Raw genomic sequence first — 23,908 nt, 5'->3', positions numbered from 1 at the left:
CGAATTGTATGCGTAAAATTTGTATTTTTTTACTGGTTTTATTTTGCGGTAATGTTTTGCGGGCACAAGTAAATCCAGCAGTTCAAGATACAACTAAAACTCAGTTTTCTGTAGGTAAAGTTGAGTTGGAAAATCCACCAAGCATACTTTCGGCTTATAAATACGATCCGGCAACAGATCGATACATCTATACAAATTCTGTTGATGGTTTTTCTATCGACTATCCAATTGTTTTAACCCCAAAAGAGTACGAAGATTTAGTTTTGAAAGAATCCAGAAGAGATTATTTCAGAAAAAAATCAGATGCGATCGATGGTAAAAAGTCTGGCAGTGAAGCAGCTAAGAAAGATTTATTGCCGAGATATTACATAAATTCAAGTCTTTTTGAAAGTGTTTTCGGAAGTAATACAATCGACGTAAAACCTACAGGATCCGTAGAAATGGACTTAGGTATTCGATATACAAAACAAGATAATCCTTCATTTTCTCCAAGAAACAGGTCAAGTCTTACTTTTGATTTTGACCAGCGTATTAGTATGAGTTTAATGGGTAAAGTAGGTACCCGACTAGAAGTAAACGCAAATTACGATACACAATCTACATTTGCATTTCAAAACCTCTTTAAACTAGCCTATACGCCTTCTGAAGATGATATTATTCAAAAAGTAGAAGTTGGTAACGTTAGTATGCCTTTAAATAGTTCCCTAATTCGTGGGGCTCAGAGCTTATTTGGTGTAAAAACACAATTACAATTTGGAAGAACAACGATTACCGGAGTTTTCTCAGAACAAAAATCCCAAACAAAGAGTATAGTTGCAGAAGGTGGCGGAACGGTTCAGAATTTTGATTTATATGCTTTAGACTATGATAACGACAGGCACTTCTTCTTATCTCAATACTTTAGAGACAAGTATGATGAATCGTTAGTAGGTTATCCATTAATTAGAAGCCGCGTTCAAATTACAAGATTAGAAGTTTGGGTAACCAATAAGCAAAACAGAGTAAGCACTACAAATAATAATTTACGAAACATTATCGGACTTCAGGATTTAGGAGAAGGCCAATTAACCAGAGTTCCTGAGAATGAACTTGTAGTAGTAAACCCTACCACAGGATTTTTTAATGTTCCGATTGATTCACCAACAGATAATAAGAATAATAAATATGATCCTAAAGCAATTGGGCAGGGAGGATCATTTTTAAATCAAAATATTAGAGAAATTGTAACGGCAAAATCTGGTTTTAACAGCGCAACAGTAAGTGAAGGAACTGATTATTCGGTTCTTGAAAATGCCAGGAAATTAACCTCAAACGAATATACTTTTAACTCACAATTGGGATACATCTCTTTGCAGCAACGTTTAGCAAATGACGAAATTTTAGCAGTTGCATACGAATATACGGTTGGAAACGAAGTGTATCAGGTTGGAGAATTTGGTAGTGATGGAGTTGATGGTACTATTGTAACAGGAAATAACACATCTAATCAGGCTATTATTACACAAAGTTTGATTTTAAAAATGCTAAAAAGCAGTTTAACAAACGTTAATACTCCTGTTTGGAACCTGATGATGAAAAACGTCTATCAAATTCCACAAGCTTATCAAATAAAACAAGACGATTTTAGATTAAATATTCTTTATACAGATCCTTCACCAATAAATTATATTAGCCCGGTTACAGGAACTAGTTTTCCTTCTAATCCAACTGCAGATAACAAAGTCGAGCAAACCCCATTATTGAATGTATTTAACTTAGACAGATTAAATTACAATAATGATCCGCAAGGTGGTGGTGATGGTTTCTTTGATTATATTCCGGGAGTAACGGTAGACGTTCAAAACGCACGAATTATTTTCACGACCAAAGAACCTTTTGGAGAACTTTTATTTAAGAAATTACAAAATACAGGTTCAGCAGAAAATTATAAAGATCCTAATACCTATAATGCCAATCAACAAAAATACGTGTTTAGAAACATGTATAGAAACACACAATCCGGAGCTTTACAAGACAGTGATAAAAATAAATTTTTATTACGCGGAAAGTATAAATCATCAGGAAGTAATGGTATTCCAATTGGTGCATTCAATGTACCGCAAGGTTCAGTTGTAGTTACCGCGGCAGGAAGAAAACTTATGGAAGGTATCGATTATAGTGTCGATTATCAATTAGGAAGAGTTCAGATTCTTGATCCTTCACTTCAGGCTTCAAATACACCAATTGAAGTTTCGTTAGAAAATAATTCAATCTTCGGGCAACAAACCAGAAGATTCATGGGCTTCAACATTGAGCATAAAATTTCTGATAATTTTGTAATTGGAGGTACTTATTTAAAAATGACTGAAAAGCCATTTACTCAAAAATCAAGTTACGGTCAGGAATCAGTAAATAATACAATTTTCGGTTTTAACGGAAACTACGCAACAGAAGTTCCATTCTTTACACGATTAGTAAATAAATTACCAAATATAGATACGGATGTTCCTTCTAATCTTTCGATTCGTGGAGAAGTAGCTTTCTTGAAACCCGATGCTCCAAAAGCAAGTGATTTTGAAGGCGAACCAACAATTTATATTGATGACTTTGAAGGATCACAATCTACTATAGATATGCGTTCGGCTTATGCCTGGAGCTTAGCTTCTACGCCGTTTATAAATTCGATCAATGATAATACTTTTAATGCCAATTCAAGTACCTTATCTTACGGTTTTAAAAGATCAAAATTAGCTTGGTATACTATTGATCCTGTTTTTTATTCTTCAAAACCATCCGGTATTTCAAACGACGATTTGTCGTTAAATACAACAAGAAGGGTTTATAGTAAAGAATTGTATCCGAATACAGATATTGCACAAGGACAAATACAAGTTATCAATACGTTAGACTTAAGTTATTATCCTTCTGAAAGAGGACCATACAATAATAATCCAAGTTTTAGTACAGATCCTGTAACTTCAAATTTTGGTGGAATTATGCGTGCTTTAAATTCAACCAATTTTGAGCAGGGAAATGTAGAATATATCCAGTTTTGGGTACTTGACCCGTATGTAGGAAATGGAGAAGCGCAAACAAATAATACCGGTAAAATCTATTTCAATTTAGGTGAAGTCTCTGAAGATGTCCTGAAAGATGGAAGAAAACAATATGAAAACGGATTAGGCCCGGATCAGGTAATGGTAAATCCGCAACCACTTTGGGGAGACGTTCCGGCATCACAATCTTTAATTTATGCATTTGATACGAATGCTGATAATCGAAGAAATCAGGATGTTGGTTTAGATGGATTGCCAAACTCAAGAGAAGGATCTGTTTATAACAATTATGCAGGAGAAGCGGATCCGGCTGCAGATGATTATACGTATTATTTAAATACCGAAGGAGGAGTTCTGGAGCGTTATAAAAAATATAATGGTTTAGAAGGAAACTCTGCTGTTAGTATTGACGACCCGAATCGTGGATCTACAACATTGCCGGATGTTGAAGATATCAATCGTGATAATACAATGAATACGATTAATGCATATTACGAATACAGCATTGATCTTAAGCCAGGAATGCAAGTTGGTCAAAATTATATTACGGATATTCGTGAAGTATCTAATGTTGAATTGCCAAACGGAACGACAACAAATGCAAGATGGATTCAGTTTAAAATTCCTGTTTCGCAACCACAAAACACAATTGGAAACATAACAGATTTTAGATCTATTCGATTCATGCGTATGTTTATGACAGGTTTTAATGATCAGATGACTGTTCGTTTTGGAGCTTTAGACCTTGTAAGAGGTGAGTGGAGAAGATATACAAGCTCACTGGATGCAAATGATACAAATCCGGATGACGATAATACAGAATTTGATGTTGCAGCAGTTAATATTCAGGAAAACGGTACAAAATGTCCTGTAAACTATGTAATTCCTCCAGGAGTACAAAGAGAGCAGTTGTACAATAATAACACAGTTATAAATCAAAATGAGCAAGCTTTAGCAGTACGAGTTGGTGGTGCCGGTTTACAATATCAGGATTCAAGAGCAGTATTTAAAAATGTGAGTGTTGACATGCGTCAGTACAAAAAACTTAAAATGTTTTTGCATGCTGAATCTTTGCCAAATGAAAGTACATTATTAGACGATGAAATGGTTGGATTTATTCGTTTTGGAAATGATTTTACTCAAAACTTTTACCAAGTCGAGATTCCTTTAAAAGTAACCAGAACCGGAGGATCATGTGCCATAAGTCCTGATCAGGTGTGGATGGAAGATAATGATATAGATTTAGCACTTGATTTATTGACCAAAATGAAAATTAAGGCAATGCCTCTTGACATTAACTCTGCAAAAAGAGATATTAACGGAGTATATTATCCAGACGACGATGGTGATGTAGAAGGAGGAGATGGTGATACCAGATTAAGATTAGGTATAAAAGGAAATCCTAATTTTGGTTTAGTGAGAAACTTAATGGTCGGAGTAAAAAGCAGGGCAGATCATAAAGATATAAAAGGAGAGGTTTGGTTTAACGAACTTCGTATGTCTGATATGGATAACAAAGGCGGTATGGCTGCGATATTGAATATCGATACAAATATGGCTGATTTCGCTACTATTTCTGCATCAGGTAAAAAGAGTACCATTGGTTTTGGATCATTAGAGCAAGGTGCAAATGAAAGAGACCGTGAAGATATTCAGCAATATAATATTGTTACCAATTTAAATTTAGGAAAACTGCTTCCGAAAAAATGGGGAATCAATTTGCCGTTTAATTATGCTATCGGAGAAGAGGTTATCACGCCGGAATATGATCCTTTTAATCAGGATATAAAACTAGATCAGTTATTAAGAGAAACAACAGATCAGGCTGAAAAAGATAATATCAGAACGCGTGCTATAGATTACACAAAAAGAAAAAGCATCAACTTTATTGGCGTAAGAAAAGACAGGGCTCCTGAGCAAAAACAGCATATTTATGATGTTGAAAACTTAACAGTTTCTCAATCATACAACCAGGTTGAACGCCATGATTATGAAGTAGAAAGTTACGAAGATGAGCAGTCAAATACAGCAGTAAATTATGCTTATACTTTTCAGCCTAAAGAAGTAGTTCCTTTTAAACAAACCAAATTCATGAAAAAAAGTGATTATTGGAAATTGTTAAGTGACTTTAATTTTAATTATTTGCCTTCTAATATCACGTTTAATACTAATATTTTAAGACAAAGCAACCGTCAGCAATATAGAGAAGTTGAGGTTCAGGGAATTGGGCTTGATCCGCTTTACAGACGAAATTTTGCTTTTAATTATCAATATGGATTTGGTTACAACTTAACAAAATCACTAAAATTAAACTATACAGCAGCGTCAAATAATATTGTTCGAAACTTTTTAAATGATGATAATTCGCCAAAAGAAGACTTCAATATCTGGGATGATTATTTTGATATCGGAACACCAAATCAACACATACAACAATTAGTGTTGAATTATGATATTCCAATCAATAAAATTCCGGTGCTTAGTTTTGTAAAAGCAAGTTATTCATATACGGCAGATTATAGCTGGCAACGTTCGTCAACTGCATTTTCTGAATTTGTTGATGAAACTACAGGTACTGAATACAATTTAGGAAATACAATTCAAAATGCTAACTCAAATACGTTGACTACAACTTTTAATATGAATATGTTGTATAAGTATTTAGGTTTGGTGCCGGGGGGGAAAAAACCTGCAAAACCTAAAGTTGTTGCACCGCCAAAACCAGGAGAGAAAATTGTAAATACAGCAACAAAACCGGTTGTTAACAATAGCCCGTTTTATGATGGTTTAATTGGTGTTTTGACTAGCGTTAAAAACATTCAGGTTAATTATACAAAAAATAGCGGAACGGTATTACCTGGATACACACCAAGTGTTGGTTTCTTAGGAACATCTAAACCGACATTAGGTTTTATATTCGGAAGCCAGGATGATGTACGTTATGAAGCAGCTAAAAACGGATGGTTGACAGATTATCAAGAGTTTAATCAGAACTTTACACAAGTAACTAATAAGCTTTTAAAAGTAACGACGAATATAGATTTGTTTCCTGATTTGAAAATAGATTTAACGATGGATCGTTCGTATTCTGAAAATTCATCTGAGCAATATAAGGTTGAAAATGGGGTATATGAAGCACAATCGCCTTATACGTATGGAATGTTTTCGATTTCGACTGTATTAATTAAAACAGCATTTTCTACAAGTAACGAAACGCAGTCTGCTGCTTTTGATGATTTTAGAAACAACCGTTTGATTATTGCGAATCGTTTAGCTGAAAGTTATTATGGTTCAGCAGATGCAATTCCGAGATATGGAGATGCGGCAAATCCAATTCCCGCGCCTCCTGTAGATCCTAACAACGATCCGGATAAAAACAAAAGAGATATTTATACATCAAATGCAGGATATCCTATTGGGTACGGAAAAAGTAATCAGGCCGTTTTATTACCGTCGTTTTTAGCAGCTTATTCAGGAAGTGATGCTTCCGGGGCTTCGACAGGAATCTTTAAAAGTTTTCCTATTCCAAACTGGAGTATAAAATATAATGGTTTAATGCGTTATAAATTCTTTAAGGATAAATTCAAGCGTTTCTCTTTACAGCATAATTACAGAGCATCATATACAATTAATCAGTTCAGGTCTAATTTTGATTATGATAAGGCTTTAACAACTGGGGAAAATCAAGATGTAAATTATAATTTTTACAACAAAACGATCATGTCAAATGTCAATTTGGTAGAGCAATTTAGTCCGCTTATTCGAGTAGATTTCGAATTAAAGAGTTCTTTAAGATTGCTAACAGAAATCAAAAAAGACAGAGCATTATCAATGAGTTTTGATAATAATTTATTGACAGAAGTAAAAGGAATCGAATATGTTGTAGGATTAGGATATCGTTTTAAAGATGTTATTTTCTCATCGAGGCTTGCTGATAGTCCAACAGGAATTATTAAAAGTGATATCAATATAAAAGCAGATTTCTCTATGAGAAATAATCAAACGTTAGTTCGTTATTTGGATTATGATAATAATCAGTTAGCTGCAGGACAAAATATATGGTCGCTAAAAGTGACAGCAGATTATTCATTTAGTAAAAACTTAACGGCTATATTTTATTACGATCACTCATTCTCGAAAGCGGTAATTTCAACATCGTTTCCGTTAACAAATATTCGCTCAGGGTTTACACTTCGATATAATTTCGGAAATTAATTTTAGGTTTCTAAACTAGATTTCATTAGAAGATTATTACATTTGTGACTAAATTATTAAATTATCAATTTTCAAACATACTATTATGAGCATACCAGCAAATTTAAAGTACACAAAAGATCACGAATGGGTTAGCATCGAAGGAGATGTTGCAACTGTAGGAATTACTCATTTTGCTCAAAAAGAGTTAGGAGATATCGTGTATGTTGAAGTAGAGACTTTAGATCAAACACTTGATAAAGATGAGGTTTTTGGAACAGTTGAAGCTGTAAAAACAGTTTCAGATTTGTTTTTGCCTTTAACAGGAGAAATTATTGCTTTTAATGAAAGTTTAGAAAGTGCTCCTGAAACAGTAAACTCTGATCCTTACGGAGCAGGATGGATGATTAAAATAAAAATTGCTGATGCATCAGAAATAGATTCTTTATTGTCTGACGAAGCTTATACACAACTTATCGGTGCCTAAACAACTCTTGCTTCTTTGGGCAATTATCCTTTCAGGAGTTATCACTTATTTTTGTTTAACAGATTCAAGTAATATTCCTGCGGTAAATTTTCCGAGTATTGACAAAATCGTTCATTTCTGTTTTCATTTCGGATTTACTTTTTCGTGGATTTTATTTTTCAAAAAAGAACTTAAAGGAAAAGCACCGGATGACTATAAAGCGTACTTAATTTCGTTTATATTTTCTGTTTTTTTCGGAATTACAATCGAAATTCTGCAAAGTGTTTTTACCACTACAAGATCAGCTGATGTTACAGACATTTTAGCAAATGCAATTGGAGCGACAATAGGAATCTTTACAGCGATAGTTCTTAAAAAGCAAATCGATAGAATATAATATAATTCCCACTTCGGTGGGTTTTTTTATTGCCTGAAAATGAAGGTTCAAAAGAGTATTTTTTTTGAATTTAAAATGTATTTTTGTCCCAATTCTACATGTGCCTAAAAATCATGAATGTTAAACAATATTTAGATTCTACTTACTTAAAAACTGCCTCTCAAGCCGGACTTTCAGAAGCAGAAAATAATATTGTGGTTACAAATGCAATTGCCGAAGCTATCGCCGAAGGTTTTAAATTGATTATGATTCGGCCGGAACAAGTTTCTCTGGCTAAAAAAATGATCGTACAAGCTAATTCAACTTTACTTATTGGTACTGTTATAGATTTTCCGGAAGGTAAGTCTGATACTCAAACAAAAATTAAAGAAGCCACAGAAGCGATTGAAAATGGTGCAGATGATTTAGATTTTGTTTGTAATTACAATGCATTCAAAAATGGAGATCTTGAATTAGTAAAACAGGAAATTTTATTAGGAACACAAATTGGATTGTCAAACAATAAAACAGTAAAATGGATTATTGAAGTTGCGGCTTTAACGGATAAAGAAATTATTCAGCTTTCGGCTTTGATAAAAAATATTGTAATGTCAAATTTTAAAGAAGAAAATTATGCATCTGTTTTTGTGAAATCATCGACAGGTTTTTTTAAAACTGAAAATGATTTACCAAACGGAGCAACCATTCCAACAATTATAATGATGCTGGAGAACGCTTCGCCTTTGCCAATCAAGGCAGCAGGAGGTGTTCGAACGTATGATGAAGCAATAGAAATGATTCGTTTAGGAGTAAAACGAATTGGAACTTCGGCAGCAAAAACAATTGCCAACGGAGGAAATACCACAAATCAATATTAAATGAAAACCAAATTTTACATCATTAAGAATTCTTTATCTTTTATTCTTATCCTGTCTTCCTTAGTTACATTTTCACAAGAAACAAATAATAGTTCTGTTAAACCGGGTTTTACAACCGAACAATTTCCTGTTTTTCCAAATTGTGAAAATTTGCAGTCTAAAAAATTAGAAAATTGCTTTTATAAAGAAGTTCAGGATTTTGTTTATAATAATTTTCAAGTTCCTGAAAATTTAAAACAAACGAACTATACTGGAGAAGTAAAAGTTCTTTTTGAAGTAGATATTAATGGAGAATTCAAAGTTATTTATGTTGGTGCTGAAAATGAAGCATTGTCAGAAGAAGCTAAAAACGTGTTTGGTAAATTCCCAAAAATTAAACCATCAACTTACAGCGGAAAACCAACATATTCTAAATATACCATTTCAATAGCAATTCCTTTAAAAAGTGCCGATCAAATTGCGGCAGAAGCTTTGGCAGCATCTAAAATTGAGAAGCCACTTGAAACACCAATGACAGAACTGGATAGTATTGTTTATAAAAAATATACAAATCCGGAGTTCGAAAGCCATTTAAATATCCCGTTTTCTCATAGTTATTATGCACAATTTGATGGGGCAATGAATCATGTTGGAAGTAATAATCATACAGCTTCAAAACCATATACTTATGCTGAAGTTTCAAAATATTATAATTTAAAAGCAGTAAATGAATCACTTCAAAAAAATGTTTCGACCTGGTTGGGTAGAAAATTTTGGAATCAGAATTTAGTTCAGATTGAAGGTGAAGATTATTGGCTGGCATTAAATCCTATTCTTGATTTGCAAATGGGTAAAGCTTCAGATATTGATCCTTCTACTTATGTAAACACAAGAGCTTTAAATTTTAGAGGAGGTTTAGGAAAGGAAATTAATTTTACAACGACAATTTTTGAAAGTCAGGGTCGATTCGCAGGTTATTATAATGATTATGCCGAAACGCTAAAACCTTCGGGAGGAAATCCGGCGATTATTCCGGGAATGGGAATCGCAAAAAGATTTAAAACTGATGCGTACGATTTTCCTTTGGCAGAAGCCAATCTTACCTATGCACCAAGCAAGTTTTTTGATTTGCAATTAGGTTATGGAAGAAATTTTATTGGAGATGGATATCGTTCTTTGCTTGAAAGTGATGGAGCAAGCCCGTATCCGTATTTTAAAATCAATACCACTTTCTGGAAAATAAAATACACCAATACCTATATGTGGCTTAAGGATGTTCGTCCGGATGTAACAGTTGATAAAACTTATGCATCTAAATACATGGCGAATCATTATTTGAGCTGGAATGTTTCGAATAAATTGAACATGGGTTTCTTTGAATCTGTAGTTTGGACAGATACAAACAATAGAGGATTTGATGTGAATTTTGTAAACCCGATTATTTTTTATCGTTCTGTTGAGTTTGCTTCTTCTTCAAGAAGCGGAAATGCGCTTTTAGGAATGTCTGCAAAATATAAATGGAATAACAGTGTTAATTTATACGGTCAGTTATTAATTGATGAATTTTCATTTGGAGATGTAAAAGGTGGCGATAATAGCTGGAAAAATAAATTTGGATACCAATTAGGAGCAAAATACTTCAATGCTTTTAAAGTAAAAGATTTATTGTTGCAATTAGAATATAACCATGTGCGTCCTTATGTGTATTCGCATAGTGCGGCAATTACCAATTATGCTCATAATAACCAAAGTATGGGACACCAATGGGGAGGTAATTTTGAAGAGCTTGTAGCAATCGGCCGTTACCATAACGGACGTTATTTTGCAGATGCAAAATTTACGGTTGGTAAACGAGGTTTAGATTTTGATACTGCACAGGATAGTTATAATTACGGAGGAAATATTTATAAAAGTTATGATGAAAAACGTCCGTACGATACAGGAGTAAAAGTAGGACAGGGTAATACAACCAATGTTTTTATTGCTGATATTCAAACAGGATATTTAATAAACCCAATGACTAATTTGAAGTTCTTTGGAAGTTTTATTTATAGAAACTTTGATCCAACACAAGAAACAGCAACAACTTTTAAGCAAAATACAACTTGGTTCACAATCGGATTGCGTTCTGACATCTTCAATTGGTATTTTGATTATTAGGATTTAATAAGATTTTTCGAAATAATGTGTTAAAGATTTGCAAGTCCTTATTTTATAAAGGTTTTATTGAAAAAATCTAAATTTATAGTTCAGGATTCTACAATCTAATTTGTACATTTGCACCACTCAAAAAAAACATACAAATATTTACTGTATTGAACGCTACAAAAAATACATTTTCATTAAAATCAATATTTCAGGATTTCAAAGAAATAACTAAGGCAGGTTTGGCTATTAGTGTATTATTCTCTTCGATTGCCGGATATTTATTGGGTGTTAATGCAGATCATCCTTTTAAGTGGAGTGTTTTAATCGTTTTGTCTATTGGAGGATATTGTATGGTTGGAGCTTCAAACGCTTTTAATCAGGTAATAGAAAAAGATATTGATTCATTAATGGATCGAACTAAAAATCGTCCGGTTCCTTCGGGAAGAATGTCTCCTAATACAGCACTATTTGTTGCAAGTTTGCTTGCCATTATTGGTATTGCATTACTTTATAGCATCAATGCAAAATCAGCAATGTTTGCTGCAATTTCGATATTTTTATATACAAGCATATATACACCTTTAAAAACAGTAACTTCGTTATCAGTATTTGTTGGTGCTTTTCCCGGTGCAATTCCGTTTATGTTAGGATGGGTTGCGGCAACAGGAGAATTTGGAATAGAAGCAGGGACTTTATTTTTGATTCAGTTTTTCTGGCAATTCCCTCATTTTTGGGCAATTGGCTGGTTTTTATATGAAGATTATGAAAAAGCAGGAATCTTTATGCTTCCAACAGGAAAAAAAGATAAAGGCACTGCGTTGCAAATCATGTTATATACAATTTGGTTGATAATTGCTTCATTATTACCGGTTTTAGGTTATACAGGGCAATTGTTTATAACGCCAATCGCTGCGATTTTAGTGTTTTTATTAGGTTTGTGGATGTTGTTTTATGCAGTACGTTTGTATCAGTTACGAACAGCAAAAGCAGCAAGAACATTAATGTTGGTAAGCGTTTCGTATATTTCGTTATTGCAGATTGTATTTATAGTAGATAAATTTTTAAGATAGTTATGGAAATGACAATGACAACAGGTGAGGAACAATTAAGAAAATCAAAATCGGCAAAACTGATTTTGTTGTTCGCAATGGTAAGTATGACCATGATGTTTGCCGGGCTTACAAGTGCATTTGTAGTAAGTAAATCAAGAGCTGACTGGTTGAAGAATTTCGAATTACCAACAGCATTTTTATATAGTACAGCAGTTATTATAGGTTGTAGTGTTACTTTTTATCTGGCTAAAAAAGCAATTCAAAAAGATAATAGAAGCGCAACAACAGGATTGCTTTTAGGAACATTAGCATTAGGTATTTTATTTGTGGTTTTACAATTTGTAGGTTTTGGACAAATCGTAAAAAGCGGGTATTATTTTACAGGACAAGGTAGCTCAATTACTACAACTTTCCTTTATGTAGTTACCGTTACACACTTATTGCACTTAGCTGGTGGGCTAATTTCACTTTTAATTATAATTTATAATCATTTTAAACAAAAATACAATTCGACTCAAACTCTTGGTATAGAACTAGGTGCGATGTATTGGCACTTTTTGGATTTATTATGGGTATATTTATTTTTATTTTTATATTTCTTTAAATAAGAAAAAAACGTAAATTTGGGAACTTTTTAACGAATATCTTTTATGGAAGCGACAGTTACTACTGCAAATAACGAAGAAAAAACTTGGGGAGGCGGCAATGAGCCATTAGGAGCAAGTTATGGTAAAATGATGATGTGGTTTTTTATCGTATCAGATGCCCTGACATTCTCTGGATTCCTGGCTGCTTATGGTTTTTCTAGATTTAAATTTATTGAAACTTGGCCATTGGCTGATGAAGTGTTTACTCACTTCCCATTTATGCATGGTGTTTCGGCTCCAATGTATTATGTAGCCTTAATGACTTTTATTTTAATTTTCTCATCTGTAACAATGGTTTTGGCTGTTGATGCTGGTCATCAATTGAAAAAAACAAAAGTTGCAATTTATATGTTCTTAACTATTATTGGAGGTTTTATTTTCGTAGGTTCTCAAGCTTGGGAATGGAAAAACTTCATTAAAGGTGAGTACGGTGCTGTTGAAACAGTAGGAGGAAGTTTGTTGCAGTTTGTTGATAAAGATGGTAAAAGAGTAGCTCTTGAAGAGTTTGCTGTAAAATTACCGGAACAACCGGAAGCGCTTACAAGAGCAAAAGGGAAATGGTTTATGGAAAGTGCTGAAACAGTGCCAACATATTCTGTTGCTGAAATTCAGGCTGGTTTTAAAGCTCATCCTGATTTGTTAATAAGAACTGAAACACTTACTGAGAAAAAGAAGAAAACTATTTTATCAAGAGCAGATTCTGAAACTCGTTTAAGTACAGCAAAATACGTTGTAGAAGGTGCAAACCTAACAAGAAACGAATACGGAAGTAAATTGTTTGCTGATTTCTTTTTCTTCATTACAGGATTCCACGGATTCCACGTATTTTCTGGAGTTATCATTAATATCATTATTTTCTTTAATGTATTATTAGGTACTTACGAAAAAAGAAGAAGCTACGAAATGGTAGAGAAAGTTGGTTTATACTGGCACTTTGTCGACTTAGTTTGGGTATTTGTATTTACAGTTTTCTACTTAGTTTAATTTTTAAGATTTATCATTATGTCACACGGCCACGAATACGTATCAAATACAAAAAGAATCTGGTTTGTTTTTGGATTACTGTCTGTAATAACTACAGTAGAGGTTATTTTGGGTATTATAAAACCCGAAGGATTAGAGTTTAGTCATTTTGTAGGTTTGAATTTATTGAACTGGATTTTCTATATCCTGACAATTGTCAAAGCTTATTTTATAGTATGGGCATTCATGCACATGGAAGGTGAAAAAAGCAGCCTTAGATGGTCTGTTGTATCGCCAGTTATCTTCCTGGTATTATATTTATTGTTTATTCTGTTGACAGAAGGACATTATATTTATGGGGTTTTTAAAGATTCTACTATTAAATGGAATTTTTAACATGATATTAATTCGAAAAGAAGCTCCGTTTAACGGAGCTTTTTTTATTTTTGTACCTCAATAACTTCCATTAATACAATGAAAAAAAATATAGTTCTTTTTGTGCTTTTTGTTTTGCCAATTGTAGCCTATTTGTTTTTTGCTTCAGGTGTAAATAGTTTTACAAAACTTCCCGTAATTACTCCCAAAATTGCTGACTTTGGAAATTGGAAATCTTTAGACGGCAAAAAAGTATCTCTCGATAAAAAAATTACTGTTTTAGGTTTTTCCGGTTCTGATATCTTAAACAGCAGAGGAAATTACTTTAATCTTAATGAAAAAATTTACAAACGCTATTATGGTTTCGAAGATCTTCAGTTTGTAGTAATTTGCCCTTTAGGTACAGAAATTGAAGCTCAAAAGGTAGTTGATGCGCTTAAGCCTTTTACAGATGTTAAGGGATGGAATTTTGTTTTTGCGCCTCCGGCAGAAATTGAGGCTTTCTATAAGCAATTACATTTGAAAGGAAAACTAGATAAAAATCTCGGAACTCCTAATGTTTATATTGTAGATAAAGAAAGAAATCTAAGAGGCCGTAAAGGTGGAAATAAAGATAAAAAGGATGAATACAAAGAAGGATACGATACTTTTCATCCATCTGAATTAAGCAACGAAATGCTGGATGATTTTAAAATCATTTTATATGAATATCGTGCAGCCCTTAAGAAAAATCACAACGCCACTAAACAACTTTAAATTGAAATCATAATGTTTAAAAATAAATCTTATATCGGAATTTCGTTTATCATTTTAATCTTCGGAATTTATGCTGTGCCTAAAATTGTAGAAAGAGTAAAAAATGGTGAAGTGGTAAAAGGAAATCGTTTAGATAATGTTGGTTTAAAATCTTCAAAATCTGATGCAAAATTGTTGACAATTGGTCCTGCACCAAAATTTGAATTAACAAATCAGGATAACGTTAAAGTATCAAATCAAACCTATAAAGGAAAAGTATATGTGTTAGAGTTTTTCTTTACAACATGTCCGTCAATTTGCCCGAAAATGAACTTGAGCATGTTAGAAATTGAGAAAACATTTTTTGGTAATCCTAATTTTGGAATTGTTTCCATAACAATTGATCCAAATCATGATACAGCACAAATTTTAAAAGAGCACGCAAAACTATTGGGAGTTAAATCATCTAACTGGAATTTTTTAACGGGTGATAAAGCCACTATTATGGATTTATCTAATAAAGGATTTAATTTGTATGCCGGAGAAAATTCTAAAGTAAATGGAGGTTTTGAACACTCAGGTTTATTTGCTTTAATTGATAAAGACGGAAATATTCGTTGTCGTAAGGATGAATTTGGAAATCCAATTTTGTATTATGACGGTTTAGATAAAAAAGGAGTTAGAGACATTCAGGAGGATATTAAAATATTATTAGAAGAATAAAAATGGAAGATCATTCATTAGAAAAAAAATTCAGCAAATTTATTATTGCAGTTTCAATTATAATTCCGGTTGTAGTAGGTATTTTATTCGGAGTTAAATTAAAAGATTTAGGGTTTCATGTAGAACCACTTCCTTTTTTGCCGCCAATTTACGCAACAACCAATGGTATTACAGCAATTGTATTAGTTTGGGCGGTAATAGCTATTAAAAGCGGAAAACGAAAGCTTCATGAGCGCTTAATGACTTTTGCTATTGCTTTGTCAGTTGCGTTTCTGGTTATGTACGTAGCTTATCATATGACAACAGATTCTACTAAATTTAGAGGTGAAGGAATAATTCGTTTCGTGTATTTCTTTATTTTAATAACACATATTTTGTTATCTATCGCTATTATTCCTTTGGTTTTAATAACGTATGTAAGAGCTCTTGCAGAACGATTTGACAGGCATAGAAAAATAGCTAAAATAACATTTCCACTTTGGTTGTACGTTGCTGTTACAGGCGTTGTGGTTTACTTAATGATTTCTCCTTATTATGTTTAAAATAGAAAATAGAATAAAGTATAAAGAAAATAGAATGGTAGATAGAAGTAGATTGGTGAATTTTTTCTCAACGAAATGTTTCTATGCTCTTTTCTCTATTTTCTTTTCTCTGAGCGCAAATGCACAATGCGCAATGTGCCGTGCTGCTCTTGCGGGAGATTCTAATGTAAAAAAAGCAGAAGCTGTAAATGACGGAATTGTTTACTTAATGGTTATTCCGTATTTGCTTGTGGCTTTAATTGGAGTTCTAATTTATAGGATGTACCAATCGAAAAAGAAAAAGGCAGAATAATTATTCTGCCTTTTTCTTTTTGTTATTTCAGTCCATCAACAGAAACATTTACAGTTCCGTTTATCTTTATAAAGGCAATTATAGCCTGATTTGTGAGTTGAATTTTATCAAACTGAATATCTTCCATTTTTCCGTTTACAAAAACGCCGGGCATTGGAGAATAGTTTTTAAGATAAGCAGCCATACTTTTTTTGCCTTCTTCTAAATTGGTTTGTATAGAATAACGACAGCTTTCTTCCATTTTCTTCAGAATATAACCTTGAGCAAGCCAGCTTGCAGTTCGCATTAATTTGCTTTTGGTATCTAAAACATAATCTAATTTGTCAAAATATATTTCTTTAGTTTGAGGATTATATTGTGGAAATCCGGTTACATATATGGTCCCGTTTACAGATCCTAAAACATCAAGCGCTATAATCATTTTATCATTTTTATGCCAGATTGCTACATTTTTCACTGTAACTTTTTTGCTTCCTGAACCAAATTCCTGGCCTGCAAAATTTTGGGTCATAATTTTAGAAGCATCGGCATAAGTTGAAATCGCAGCAATATTAGCAGCAATTTGATTCGGAATTTTAGCCACAGGTTTCAAAACAATTTTACTCGCATTGAATTTAGAATCAGGTTGCTTGCCAACAATAGTCTCCATGTTGCATTTCATTCCCATGTCTAATAAAAACAAATCGTTCTTAAGTTTTGCATTCGTCGAATAAACTTCAACCGGAACAATTCGTAACCAAGTCTCAAAAGTATCACTCATTTTAAACGGAGTACAGATTTTTTCTAAAGCCGACAAAACATTCGGTTTAAAATCCATAGATTTTTCGATCGCATCATCAATACTTTTTTCAATTTTTGATTTAAAAATAGAAATTGCCGGATTAACTAAATAAGTTATTGGCATGTTTTTCCCGAAAACACTCATCGTTGGGCTTTCGTTCCAGTCAAGAGATTTGAATTCAGTTTTCGTATTTAGCTTCCAGTTCGTCAGAGCAACTTCGCTAGATAAAGTAATTATCCCATTTAAGTTGAATTCGCGCGTATCATAAAGTTCAACGCCTAATTTTTTAGTACCAATGCGGTATTTAATTGTTGCTTTTAAAGGAAGAATCGTTTTTATTTTTTTATCCGGATTTGCAGGATCATTTTGAATTTTTATAGGAGCCTGTTTCCAAATCTTCATTTCGATATCATCATCTTCAATGTTATTATCTTCATAAATTAAACCATTTAAAAGAGTATTGGTTTGATTTTCAATATCATGAAGTTTTACAGTAATTGGCAGATTAATAAACGATGGATTGCTGTCATAAACTAATGGACTTGCATCATCTGGTTCAGGTTTTAAAGTTTCTAATTTTTGAGTTGTTGAACAGCTAAAAAGTACGGTAAGTAGCGTAAATAAAGAAAGTGTTGAAAAAAACTTCATTGTTATGATTTTTTTGAGTGATGCAAAATTAAGAAAACAATTATATTATTTTAAATAAGTGTAACAATTGATAATAAATAGAGTCTTATTGTAATAATGAAATCAAACTATTAACGTTTTATTATCATAAATTACTTAATAAAAATATTATTATTGTCGTTAAATTTAACAAGATCATGATCGAAATCAAAGATTTGCACAAATCCTATAAAATGGGAAGTTCAGAGTTGCATGTGTTAAAAGGAATAAACTTTAATATTCAGGAAGGCGAACTGGTTGCGATTATGGGATCTTCAGGATCAGGAAAATCGACGCTTCTTAATATTTTGGGAATTTTGGATGAGGCAGATTCTGGCAGTTATATTTTAGATAAAACCCCGATAAAAAAACTTAACGAAACGATTGCTTCAAAATATCGAAATAAGTTTTTGGGATTTGTTTTTCAATCTTTCAATTTAATCAATTATAAAACTGCACTCGATAACGTTGCTATGCCATTGTATTATCAAGGTATAAAAAGAAAAGAGCGTTACGAGATTGCAATGAGATATTTAGAAAAAGTTGGTTTGGGATCGCATTCGCACCATTTACCAAGCGAACTTTCAGGAGGTCAAAAACAACGTGTGGCGATTGCAAGAGCTTTGGCATCGAACCCAAAAGTTTTATTGGCCGATGAACCAACAGGAGCTTTGGATACTAAAACTTCTTACGAAGTAATGGAACTTATTCAGGGAATTAATGATGAAGGTAAAACCATCTTAATTGTTACACACGAGCCTGATATTGCCGCAATGTGCAAAAGAAATGTGGTCCTGAAAGACGGACTTATTATAGATGATAAAATGGTAGAACAAGTTAGAGCTACATCTTATGTTTAATATTGAACGTTGGCAGGAAATATTTGAAGCAATCTCTAAAAACAGGTTAAGAACTTTTTTGACTGGAGTTTCTGTAGCTTCAGGGATTTTTATTTTGGTGATTTTGCTGGGAGCCGGAAAAGGGCTTCAGAACGGAATTGAAAAACAATTCGAGCGCGATGCCGCCGGAATTATTGAAGTTTGGTCTGGTACAACAACCAAAGAATATAAAGGATTGAATCCCGGAAGACAAATTCAGTTTAGAAATAGTGATTACTCACAATCTGTTCAGAAATTTGAGGATAAATTAGATTTGAGAGCTTCAACACAGAATTATTGGGGAGCAGCTTTCTCTTATGGAAAAGAATCTGGAAGTTACCAATACAGAGGAGTTGATCCTGATTATGGCGGAATTGAAAATTTGACGATTGTTCAGGGCCGATTTATTAATGCTAAAGATTTAGCTAATAATGAAAAAGTGGCGACAATTGGAATGAAAGTCAAAACCGATTTGTTTAAAGATAAAGATGCATTAGGAAAAGAAATCTCGATTAGTAATATCAATTTTAAAGTAGTAGGGGTTTTTACAGATCCTGGTGGAGAAAGAGAAGAAACAAGAGCTTATTTGCCTAAAACTACGGTACAAAGAGCTTTTGGGGCAGGAGATAAAATTAGTAATTTGTTTTTTACTTTAAAAAAGACAAATGATTATGATGAAGCTTTGGCACAATCTGAAAAATTTACGCAGGATTTAAAAAATTTGCTAAAAAGTAAAAATGTTGTAGCTCCAGAAGATGATGGCGGAATAAATGCTTATAATTCGGTTAAAGATGCCAAACAGTTTTATGATTTAAATCTTTATATCAGATTGTTCTTTTGGTGGGTTGGTATTTGTACTATTATTGCCGGAGTTGTTGGTGTAAGTAATATTATGCTAATTATTGTAAAAGAAAGAACAAAAGAAATTGGAATCAGAAAAGCACTTGGTGCATCTCCATTTTCGATTATTTCGATGATACTTCACGAATCTATTTTTATAACTACGATTGCCGGATTTACGGGATTGCTGGCAAGTTTATTATTGTTGGAATTTGTTGGACCAATGGTACAAAGCGAGTATTTCAGAAATCCGCAAGTCGATTTTAGTGTGGCTTTAACAACACTTGTTTTACTTGTATTTGCAGGCGCACTCGCCGGATTTTTCCCAGCTTACAGAGCAGCCAAAATAAAACCTATTGTAGCACTTAGAGACGAATAATTATGTTTAATAAAGATAATTGGGATGAGATTTTACAGGCTTTAACAGCCAATGTTTTCAGAACGGTTCTAACTGCTTTTGGGGTGTTTTGGGGTATATTTATTTTAGTAATATTACTTGCAGCCGGAAATGGATTAGAAAACGGAATTAAAAAAGGTTTTGACGGTATTGCGACAAACACAATGTTTATGTGGAGTCAGACAACATCAAAAGCATATAAAGGATTGCCAAAAACACGTCGCTATGATTTTAGAAATAGTGATGTAATGGCTTTAAAACAAGCTTTTCCGGATTTATTATATGTTTCTCCAAGAAATCAATTAGGTGATTTTAACGGGACAAATAATGTAGTACGCGGAACAAAAACTTCTTCTTTTACAATTTATGGAGATTATCCGGAGCTGATTAAACAACAGCCGATGGATATTATAAAAGGGCGTTTTATAAACCAACAGGATATTCTTGAAAGACGAAAAATAGCTGTTATTGGGAAAGGTGTTATTTCTGAACTTTATGGAAAAGAAGAAGAGGTGATTGGAACGTACGTTAAAGTAAATGGAATTAATTTTATGGTTGTTGGTGTTTATAAATCTAAACAACAAGGAGGAAATGCTGAACAGGAACAAAAGAATATCTTTATGCCGTTTACGACTTTTCAACAAGCCTTTAATTATGGAGATAAAGTAGGATGGATGGCATTAACGGCAAAAGACGAAACATCAATTACTTCTTTGAAACCAAAAATTTTAGAACAAATAAGAGCACTGCATTCTATAAATCCTGCAGATGACAGAGCAGTAGGAAATTTTGATTTATACGAGCAGTTTAATAAAGTGCAAAGTCTTTTTAGTATTTTAAATATCATTGCTTATTTTGTAGGAACTTTGGTTTTGATTTCCGGAGTTATCGGAATTTCGAATATCATGCTTATTGTAGTTAAAGAACGTACAAAAGAAATAGGAATTCGAAGAGCTTTAGGCGCAACGCCGGCAGCTATTCGCGGACAAATTTTATCAGAAGCTATTTTTTTAACAATCATTTCAGGGATGTTAGGCATTGCTGTAGCCACAGGAATTATCGCATTGCTGAATATGGCTTTAGATTCGATGCCGCCAGGAAGCAATACAATGTTCGCCAATCCGAGCGTTGATTTAGGAGTTGTATTTGTTGCATTATTAATATTAGTAGGATCAGGTTTATTGGCAGGATTTATTCCGGCCCAAACCGCAATTAATGTAAAGCCGGTAGATGCTTTACGAACAGAATAAAAATTATCAATCAAAAAAATAATCGAATTAAACCAAAAACAAAATGAAAAAAGGAGTAACTGTAACCATTTTAATTTTTATTGCTATAGTTTTCTTTGGCGCATTATATTATTTATACGCTAAAAATCAAGAATCTCCAATTGTATTTAAAACGGAGAAAGCAGAAATTAAAACGATCGTAAAAAGTACTATTGCGACAGGTAATATTCAGCCGGATGAAGAAGTCCTAATCAAACCAAACATCTCGGGAATTATTGAACAAGTGTATATTAAAGCAGGTGAAAAAATCAAAGCAGGCGATATGATTGCCAAAATTAGAGTTGTTGCCAACGTATCGAATGTGAGCACAACTCAAAATCAGGTGCAAACCGCTAAAATTGCTTTAGATAATCAGGAAAAAATCTATAAAAGACAGAAAACATTGTTTGATAAAGATGTTATTTCTGCAAACGATTTTGATGCTGCACAATTAACTTATACGCAAGCCAAACAAAACTATCAGGCAGCGAGACAAAGTTTAGATATTGTAAAAACAGGAACGACAACTTCATTAGGAACCTATGCAAATACACTAATTCGTTCAACAGTAAACGGAATGGTTTTAGCTGTTCCCGTAAAAGTAGGAAATCAGGTTATTGAAAGTAATAACTTTAATGAAGGAACTACAATTGCAAGTGTTGCTGATGTGGGAAGAATGATTTTTATTGGAAAAATAGATGAATCTGAAGTTGGAAAAATAAAAGAAAAAATGCCAATTGAGATTACAGTTGGAGCTATTGAAAACAAAAAATTTATTGCTGTTTTAACTGATATTGCTCCAAAAGGTGTAGTAGAAAATGGTGCAATTCAGTTTGAAATTAAAGCTTCATTAGAAAACAGAGACGCTACTTTTATTAGAGCCGGTTTAAGCGCGAATGCTTCTATTATTTTAGAAAAAGCAGATAAAGTTTTGGCAATCAAAGAATCATTGGTTCAATTTGACAAAAAAACACAAAAACCTTATGTTGAAATTGAAACTGCTCCGCAAAAATTTCAAAGAAGAGATTTAGTTTTAGGAGTTAGTGACGGAATTTATGTTCAGGTTAAAAGCGGAATTAGTGCCACAGATAAAATTAAAATCTGGAATCAGGGATTAATTACTGAAGGAGAAAAAAAATAATTTGAAATTGTAAAGGTTTTTTTGGTTTTAAAAAATGTTAAATTTGTGTAGCTTGCTTGCTATACTTTCATCTAAAATATATGAAAATAAATAAATATAATAGTCTTGTTTTTGCTTTGTTATGCGGGTTGACTTTGTCAGCTCAAACTCAGCCAAAACAATGGACTCTGGAAGAATGTGTTCGATACGCATTAGACAATAACATCACAATCAAATTATCTGAATTGGATGTGAAAAATGCAGTGATAGATAAAAGAGGTGCTTTAGGTAACTTTCTACCTTCTGTAAATGCAAATGCTTCGCATTCCTGGAACATTGGTCTGAATCAAAATATTACAACAGGTTTGCTTCAAAATTCGACAACTCAATATTCATCTATTGGAGCTTCTGTAGGTGTTGATCTTTATAAAGGTTTGCAAAACCAAAATACACTTCGCAGAACTAAACTGGCTATCATTGCATCACAATATCAATTGACGAAAATGCAGGAAGATATTTCATTGAATGTTGCGAATGCATTTTTAGAAATTCTTTTCAATAAGGAAAATTTAAAAGTTAAAAAAGAGCAGCTGGCTATTGATCAAAAACGTTTGGCCCGTTCTGAAGAAATGGTAAATGCAGGAACAATTCCGCGTGGCGATTTGTATGATTTAAAAGCAACTGCTGCAACAGATCAACAAGCAATTATTGTTGCAGAGAATAGTGTATTAATTTCTAAATTAAGTTTGGCCCAATTATTACAGTTAAAAGAGTTTGCTGATTTTGATGTAATCGACAATACAGATGTAAAAGACGAAAACAATATCATGGCACAAAGTCCAATTGATATTTACAATAAAGCAAAAGAAACCAGAACAGAATTAAAATTAGCACAGACTAATCTTGAAATTGCTGAGAGAAATGTTATTATTGCAAAAGGTGCATATCAGCCAACTTTGAGTGCTTTTTATAATTTTAATACAAGAGCTAGTTATTCAGATATTATTACTGGTTCTACTTTAAATACTGCAAACCCAACAAGACAAATAGGTTATGTAGAAGGAACAAATCAGGCAGTTTTAGAACCGAATTATTCTCCAACTTTAGGTGGACCGGCTCCTATTTTAGATCAATTTAATGATAATAAAGGACAATCATTTGGACTTCAGCTTTCTGTTCCAATTTTTAATGGCTTTTCTGTTAGAAATAATGTTGAAAGAAGTAAAGTAAGTTTAGAGAAATCTAAAATAGATTTAGAGCAAAAAAGTTTAGATTTGCAACGTAATGTTTATACTGCTTTTACAGATGCTAAAGGAGCTTTAAATGCCTATGAATCTTCGACAGTAACTTTAGAAGCAAGACAGCAGGCTTATAATTATGCAAAAGAAAAATACGATGTAGGTTTGATGAATTCATTCGATTTCACACAAGCACAAACATTGTTAACCAATGCACAATCAGAGGTTATAAGAACAAAATATGATTACATGTTCAAAATAAAAATACTTGAATTTTACTTTGGGATTCCAATCGTTCCAATTATCACAAAATAA

19 protein-coding genes are annotated in these 23,908 nt (G+C 32.9%); 18 read left to right on the top strand and 1 reads right to left on the bottom strand.

The window, feature by feature from the left end; genetic code table 11:
* The first annotated feature begins 8 nt into the window (after positions 1-8).
* The 13 genes from sprA to GKZ86_RS01865 all read left to right on the top strand — a co-directional run bounded on the left by sprA (position 9) and on the right by GKZ86_RS01865 (position 16,405).
* On the top strand, positions 9-7,250 hold the full coding sequence (gene sprA, locus GKZ86_RS01925; protein ID WP_154781441.1) for a cell surface protein SprA: 7,242 nt from the start codon (positions 9-11) through the stop codon (positions 7,248-7,250).
* A gap of 85 nt (positions 7,251-7,335) precedes the next feature.
* Positions 7,336-7,716, top strand: coding sequence for a glycine cleavage system protein GcvH (gcvH, locus tag GKZ86_RS01920; protein WP_059117984.1), 381 nt, complete (start codon positions 7,336-7,338; stop codon positions 7,714-7,716).
* Positions 7,709-8,092 (top strand): VanZ family protein, encoded by a 384-nt coding sequence (locus GKZ86_RS01915; protein WP_194632574.1) that lies wholly within the window; start codon positions 7,709-7,711, stop codon positions 8,090-8,092. Before gcvH ends, GKZ86_RS01915 begins: the two co-directional genes overlap by 8 nt.
* 113 nt (positions 8,093-8,205) lie before the next feature.
* A complete protein-coding gene (deoC, locus tag GKZ86_RS01910; protein WP_154781439.1) occupies positions 8,206-8,949 on the top strand; it encodes a deoxyribose-phosphate aldolase in 744 nt (247 codons plus the stop codon).
* The gene (locus GKZ86_RS01905; protein WP_154781438.1) at positions 8,950-11,088 is read left to right on the top strand and encodes a gliding motility protein RemB; all 2,139 of its coding nucleotides are present in this window, start codon (positions 8,950-8,952) and stop codon (positions 11,086-11,088) included.
* A 155-nt stretch (positions 11,089-11,243) separates the two neighbouring features.
* Positions 11,244-12,146, top strand: coding sequence for a heme o synthase (cyoE, locus tag GKZ86_RS01900; protein ID WP_154781437.1), 903 nt, complete (start codon positions 11,244-11,246; stop codon positions 12,144-12,146).
* Between the two features lie 2 nt (positions 12,147-12,148).
* Positions 12,149-12,736 carry a cytochrome c oxidase subunit 3 gene (locus GKZ86_RS01895; protein ID WP_133507349.1) on the top strand — a complete coding sequence of 196 codons (588 nt, stop codon included), beginning with the start codon at positions 12,149-12,151 and terminating at the stop codon, positions 12,734-12,736.
* A 42-nt stretch (positions 12,737-12,778) separates the two neighbouring features.
* The gene (locus tag GKZ86_RS01890) at positions 12,779-13,759 is read left to right on the top strand and encodes a cytochrome c oxidase subunit 3 (RefSeq protein ID WP_154781436.1); all 981 of its coding nucleotides are present in this window, start codon (positions 12,779-12,781) and stop codon (positions 13,757-13,759) included.
* 18 nt (positions 13,760-13,777) lie between these two features.
* Positions 13,778-14,134, top strand: coding sequence for a cytochrome C oxidase subunit IV family protein (locus tag GKZ86_RS01885; protein ID WP_154781435.1), 357 nt, complete (start codon positions 13,778-13,780; stop codon positions 14,132-14,134).
* 78 nt (positions 14,135-14,212) lie between these two features.
* Positions 14,213-14,869: a hypothetical protein gene (locus GKZ86_RS01880; RefSeq protein ID WP_154781434.1), complete on the top strand. Its 657-nt coding sequence runs from the start codon at positions 14,213-14,215 to the stop codon at positions 14,867-14,869.
* A gap of 12 nt (positions 14,870-14,881) precedes the next feature.
* Positions 14,882-15,571, top strand: a complete 690-nt coding sequence (locus tag GKZ86_RS01875; protein ID WP_154781433.1) for an SCO family protein — start codon at positions 14,882-14,884, stop codon at positions 15,569-15,571.
* Between the two features lie 2 nt (positions 15,572-15,573).
* Complete coding sequence (locus GKZ86_RS01870; RefSeq protein WP_154781432.1) at positions 15,574-16,113, top strand: DUF420 domain-containing protein; 540 nt, start codon at positions 15,574-15,576, stop codon at positions 16,111-16,113.
* Positions 16,114-16,147: 34 nt separating this feature from the next.
* A complete protein-coding gene (locus GKZ86_RS01865; RefSeq protein ID WP_228526609.1) occupies positions 16,148-16,405 on the top strand; it encodes a hypothetical protein in 258 nt (85 codons plus the stop codon).
* Positions 16,406-16,427: 22 nt separating this feature from the next.
* Here GKZ86_RS01865 and GKZ86_RS01860 read toward each other — a convergent pair whose 3' ends face one another.
* Entirely contained in the window at positions 16,428-17,834 is a 1,407-nt protein-coding gene (locus GKZ86_RS01860; RefSeq protein WP_154781430.1) for a DUF4403 family protein, read from the bottom strand.
* A gap of 176 nt (positions 17,835-18,010) precedes the next feature.
* On the opposite strand from GKZ86_RS01860, the gene GKZ86_RS01855 reads away from it, so the two are divergent.
* The 5 genes from GKZ86_RS01855 (at position 18,011) to GKZ86_RS01835 (ending at position 23,908) form a co-directional block, all read left to right on the top strand.
* Positions 18,011-18,712: an ABC transporter ATP-binding protein gene (locus GKZ86_RS01855; RefSeq protein ID WP_154781429.1), complete on the top strand. Its 702-nt coding sequence runs from the start codon at positions 18,011-18,013 to the stop codon at positions 18,710-18,712.
* Positions 18,705-19,949, top strand: a complete 1,245-nt coding sequence (locus GKZ86_RS01850) for an ABC transporter permease (RefSeq protein ID WP_154781428.1) — start codon at positions 18,705-18,707, stop codon at positions 19,947-19,949. Before GKZ86_RS01855 ends, GKZ86_RS01850 begins: the two co-directional genes overlap by 8 nt.
* A 2-nt stretch (positions 19,950-19,951) precedes the next feature.
* Positions 19,952-21,217: an ABC transporter permease gene (locus GKZ86_RS01845; protein WP_154781427.1), complete on the top strand. Its 1,266-nt coding sequence runs from the start codon at positions 19,952-19,954 to the stop codon at positions 21,215-21,217.
* Between the two features lie 43 nt (positions 21,218-21,260).
* Entirely contained in the window at positions 21,261-22,376 is a 1,116-nt protein-coding gene (locus GKZ86_RS01840) for an efflux RND transporter periplasmic adaptor subunit (RefSeq protein WP_154781426.1), read from the top strand.
* Between the two features lie 80 nt (positions 22,377-22,456).
* Positions 22,457-23,908, top strand: a complete 1,452-nt coding sequence (locus tag GKZ86_RS01835) for a TolC family protein (RefSeq protein ID WP_154781425.1) — start codon at positions 22,457-22,459, stop codon at positions 23,906-23,908.

Origin of the sequence: Flavobacterium sp. LC2016-13 (genome assembly GCF_009707955.1) — a bacterium.
GTDB lineage: Bacteria > Bacteroidota > Bacteroidia > Flavobacteriales > Flavobacteriaceae > Flavobacterium.
The sequence above is the reverse complement of the archived record's forward strand: the minus strand, read 5'-3'. Positions and strand labels throughout refer to the sequence as shown.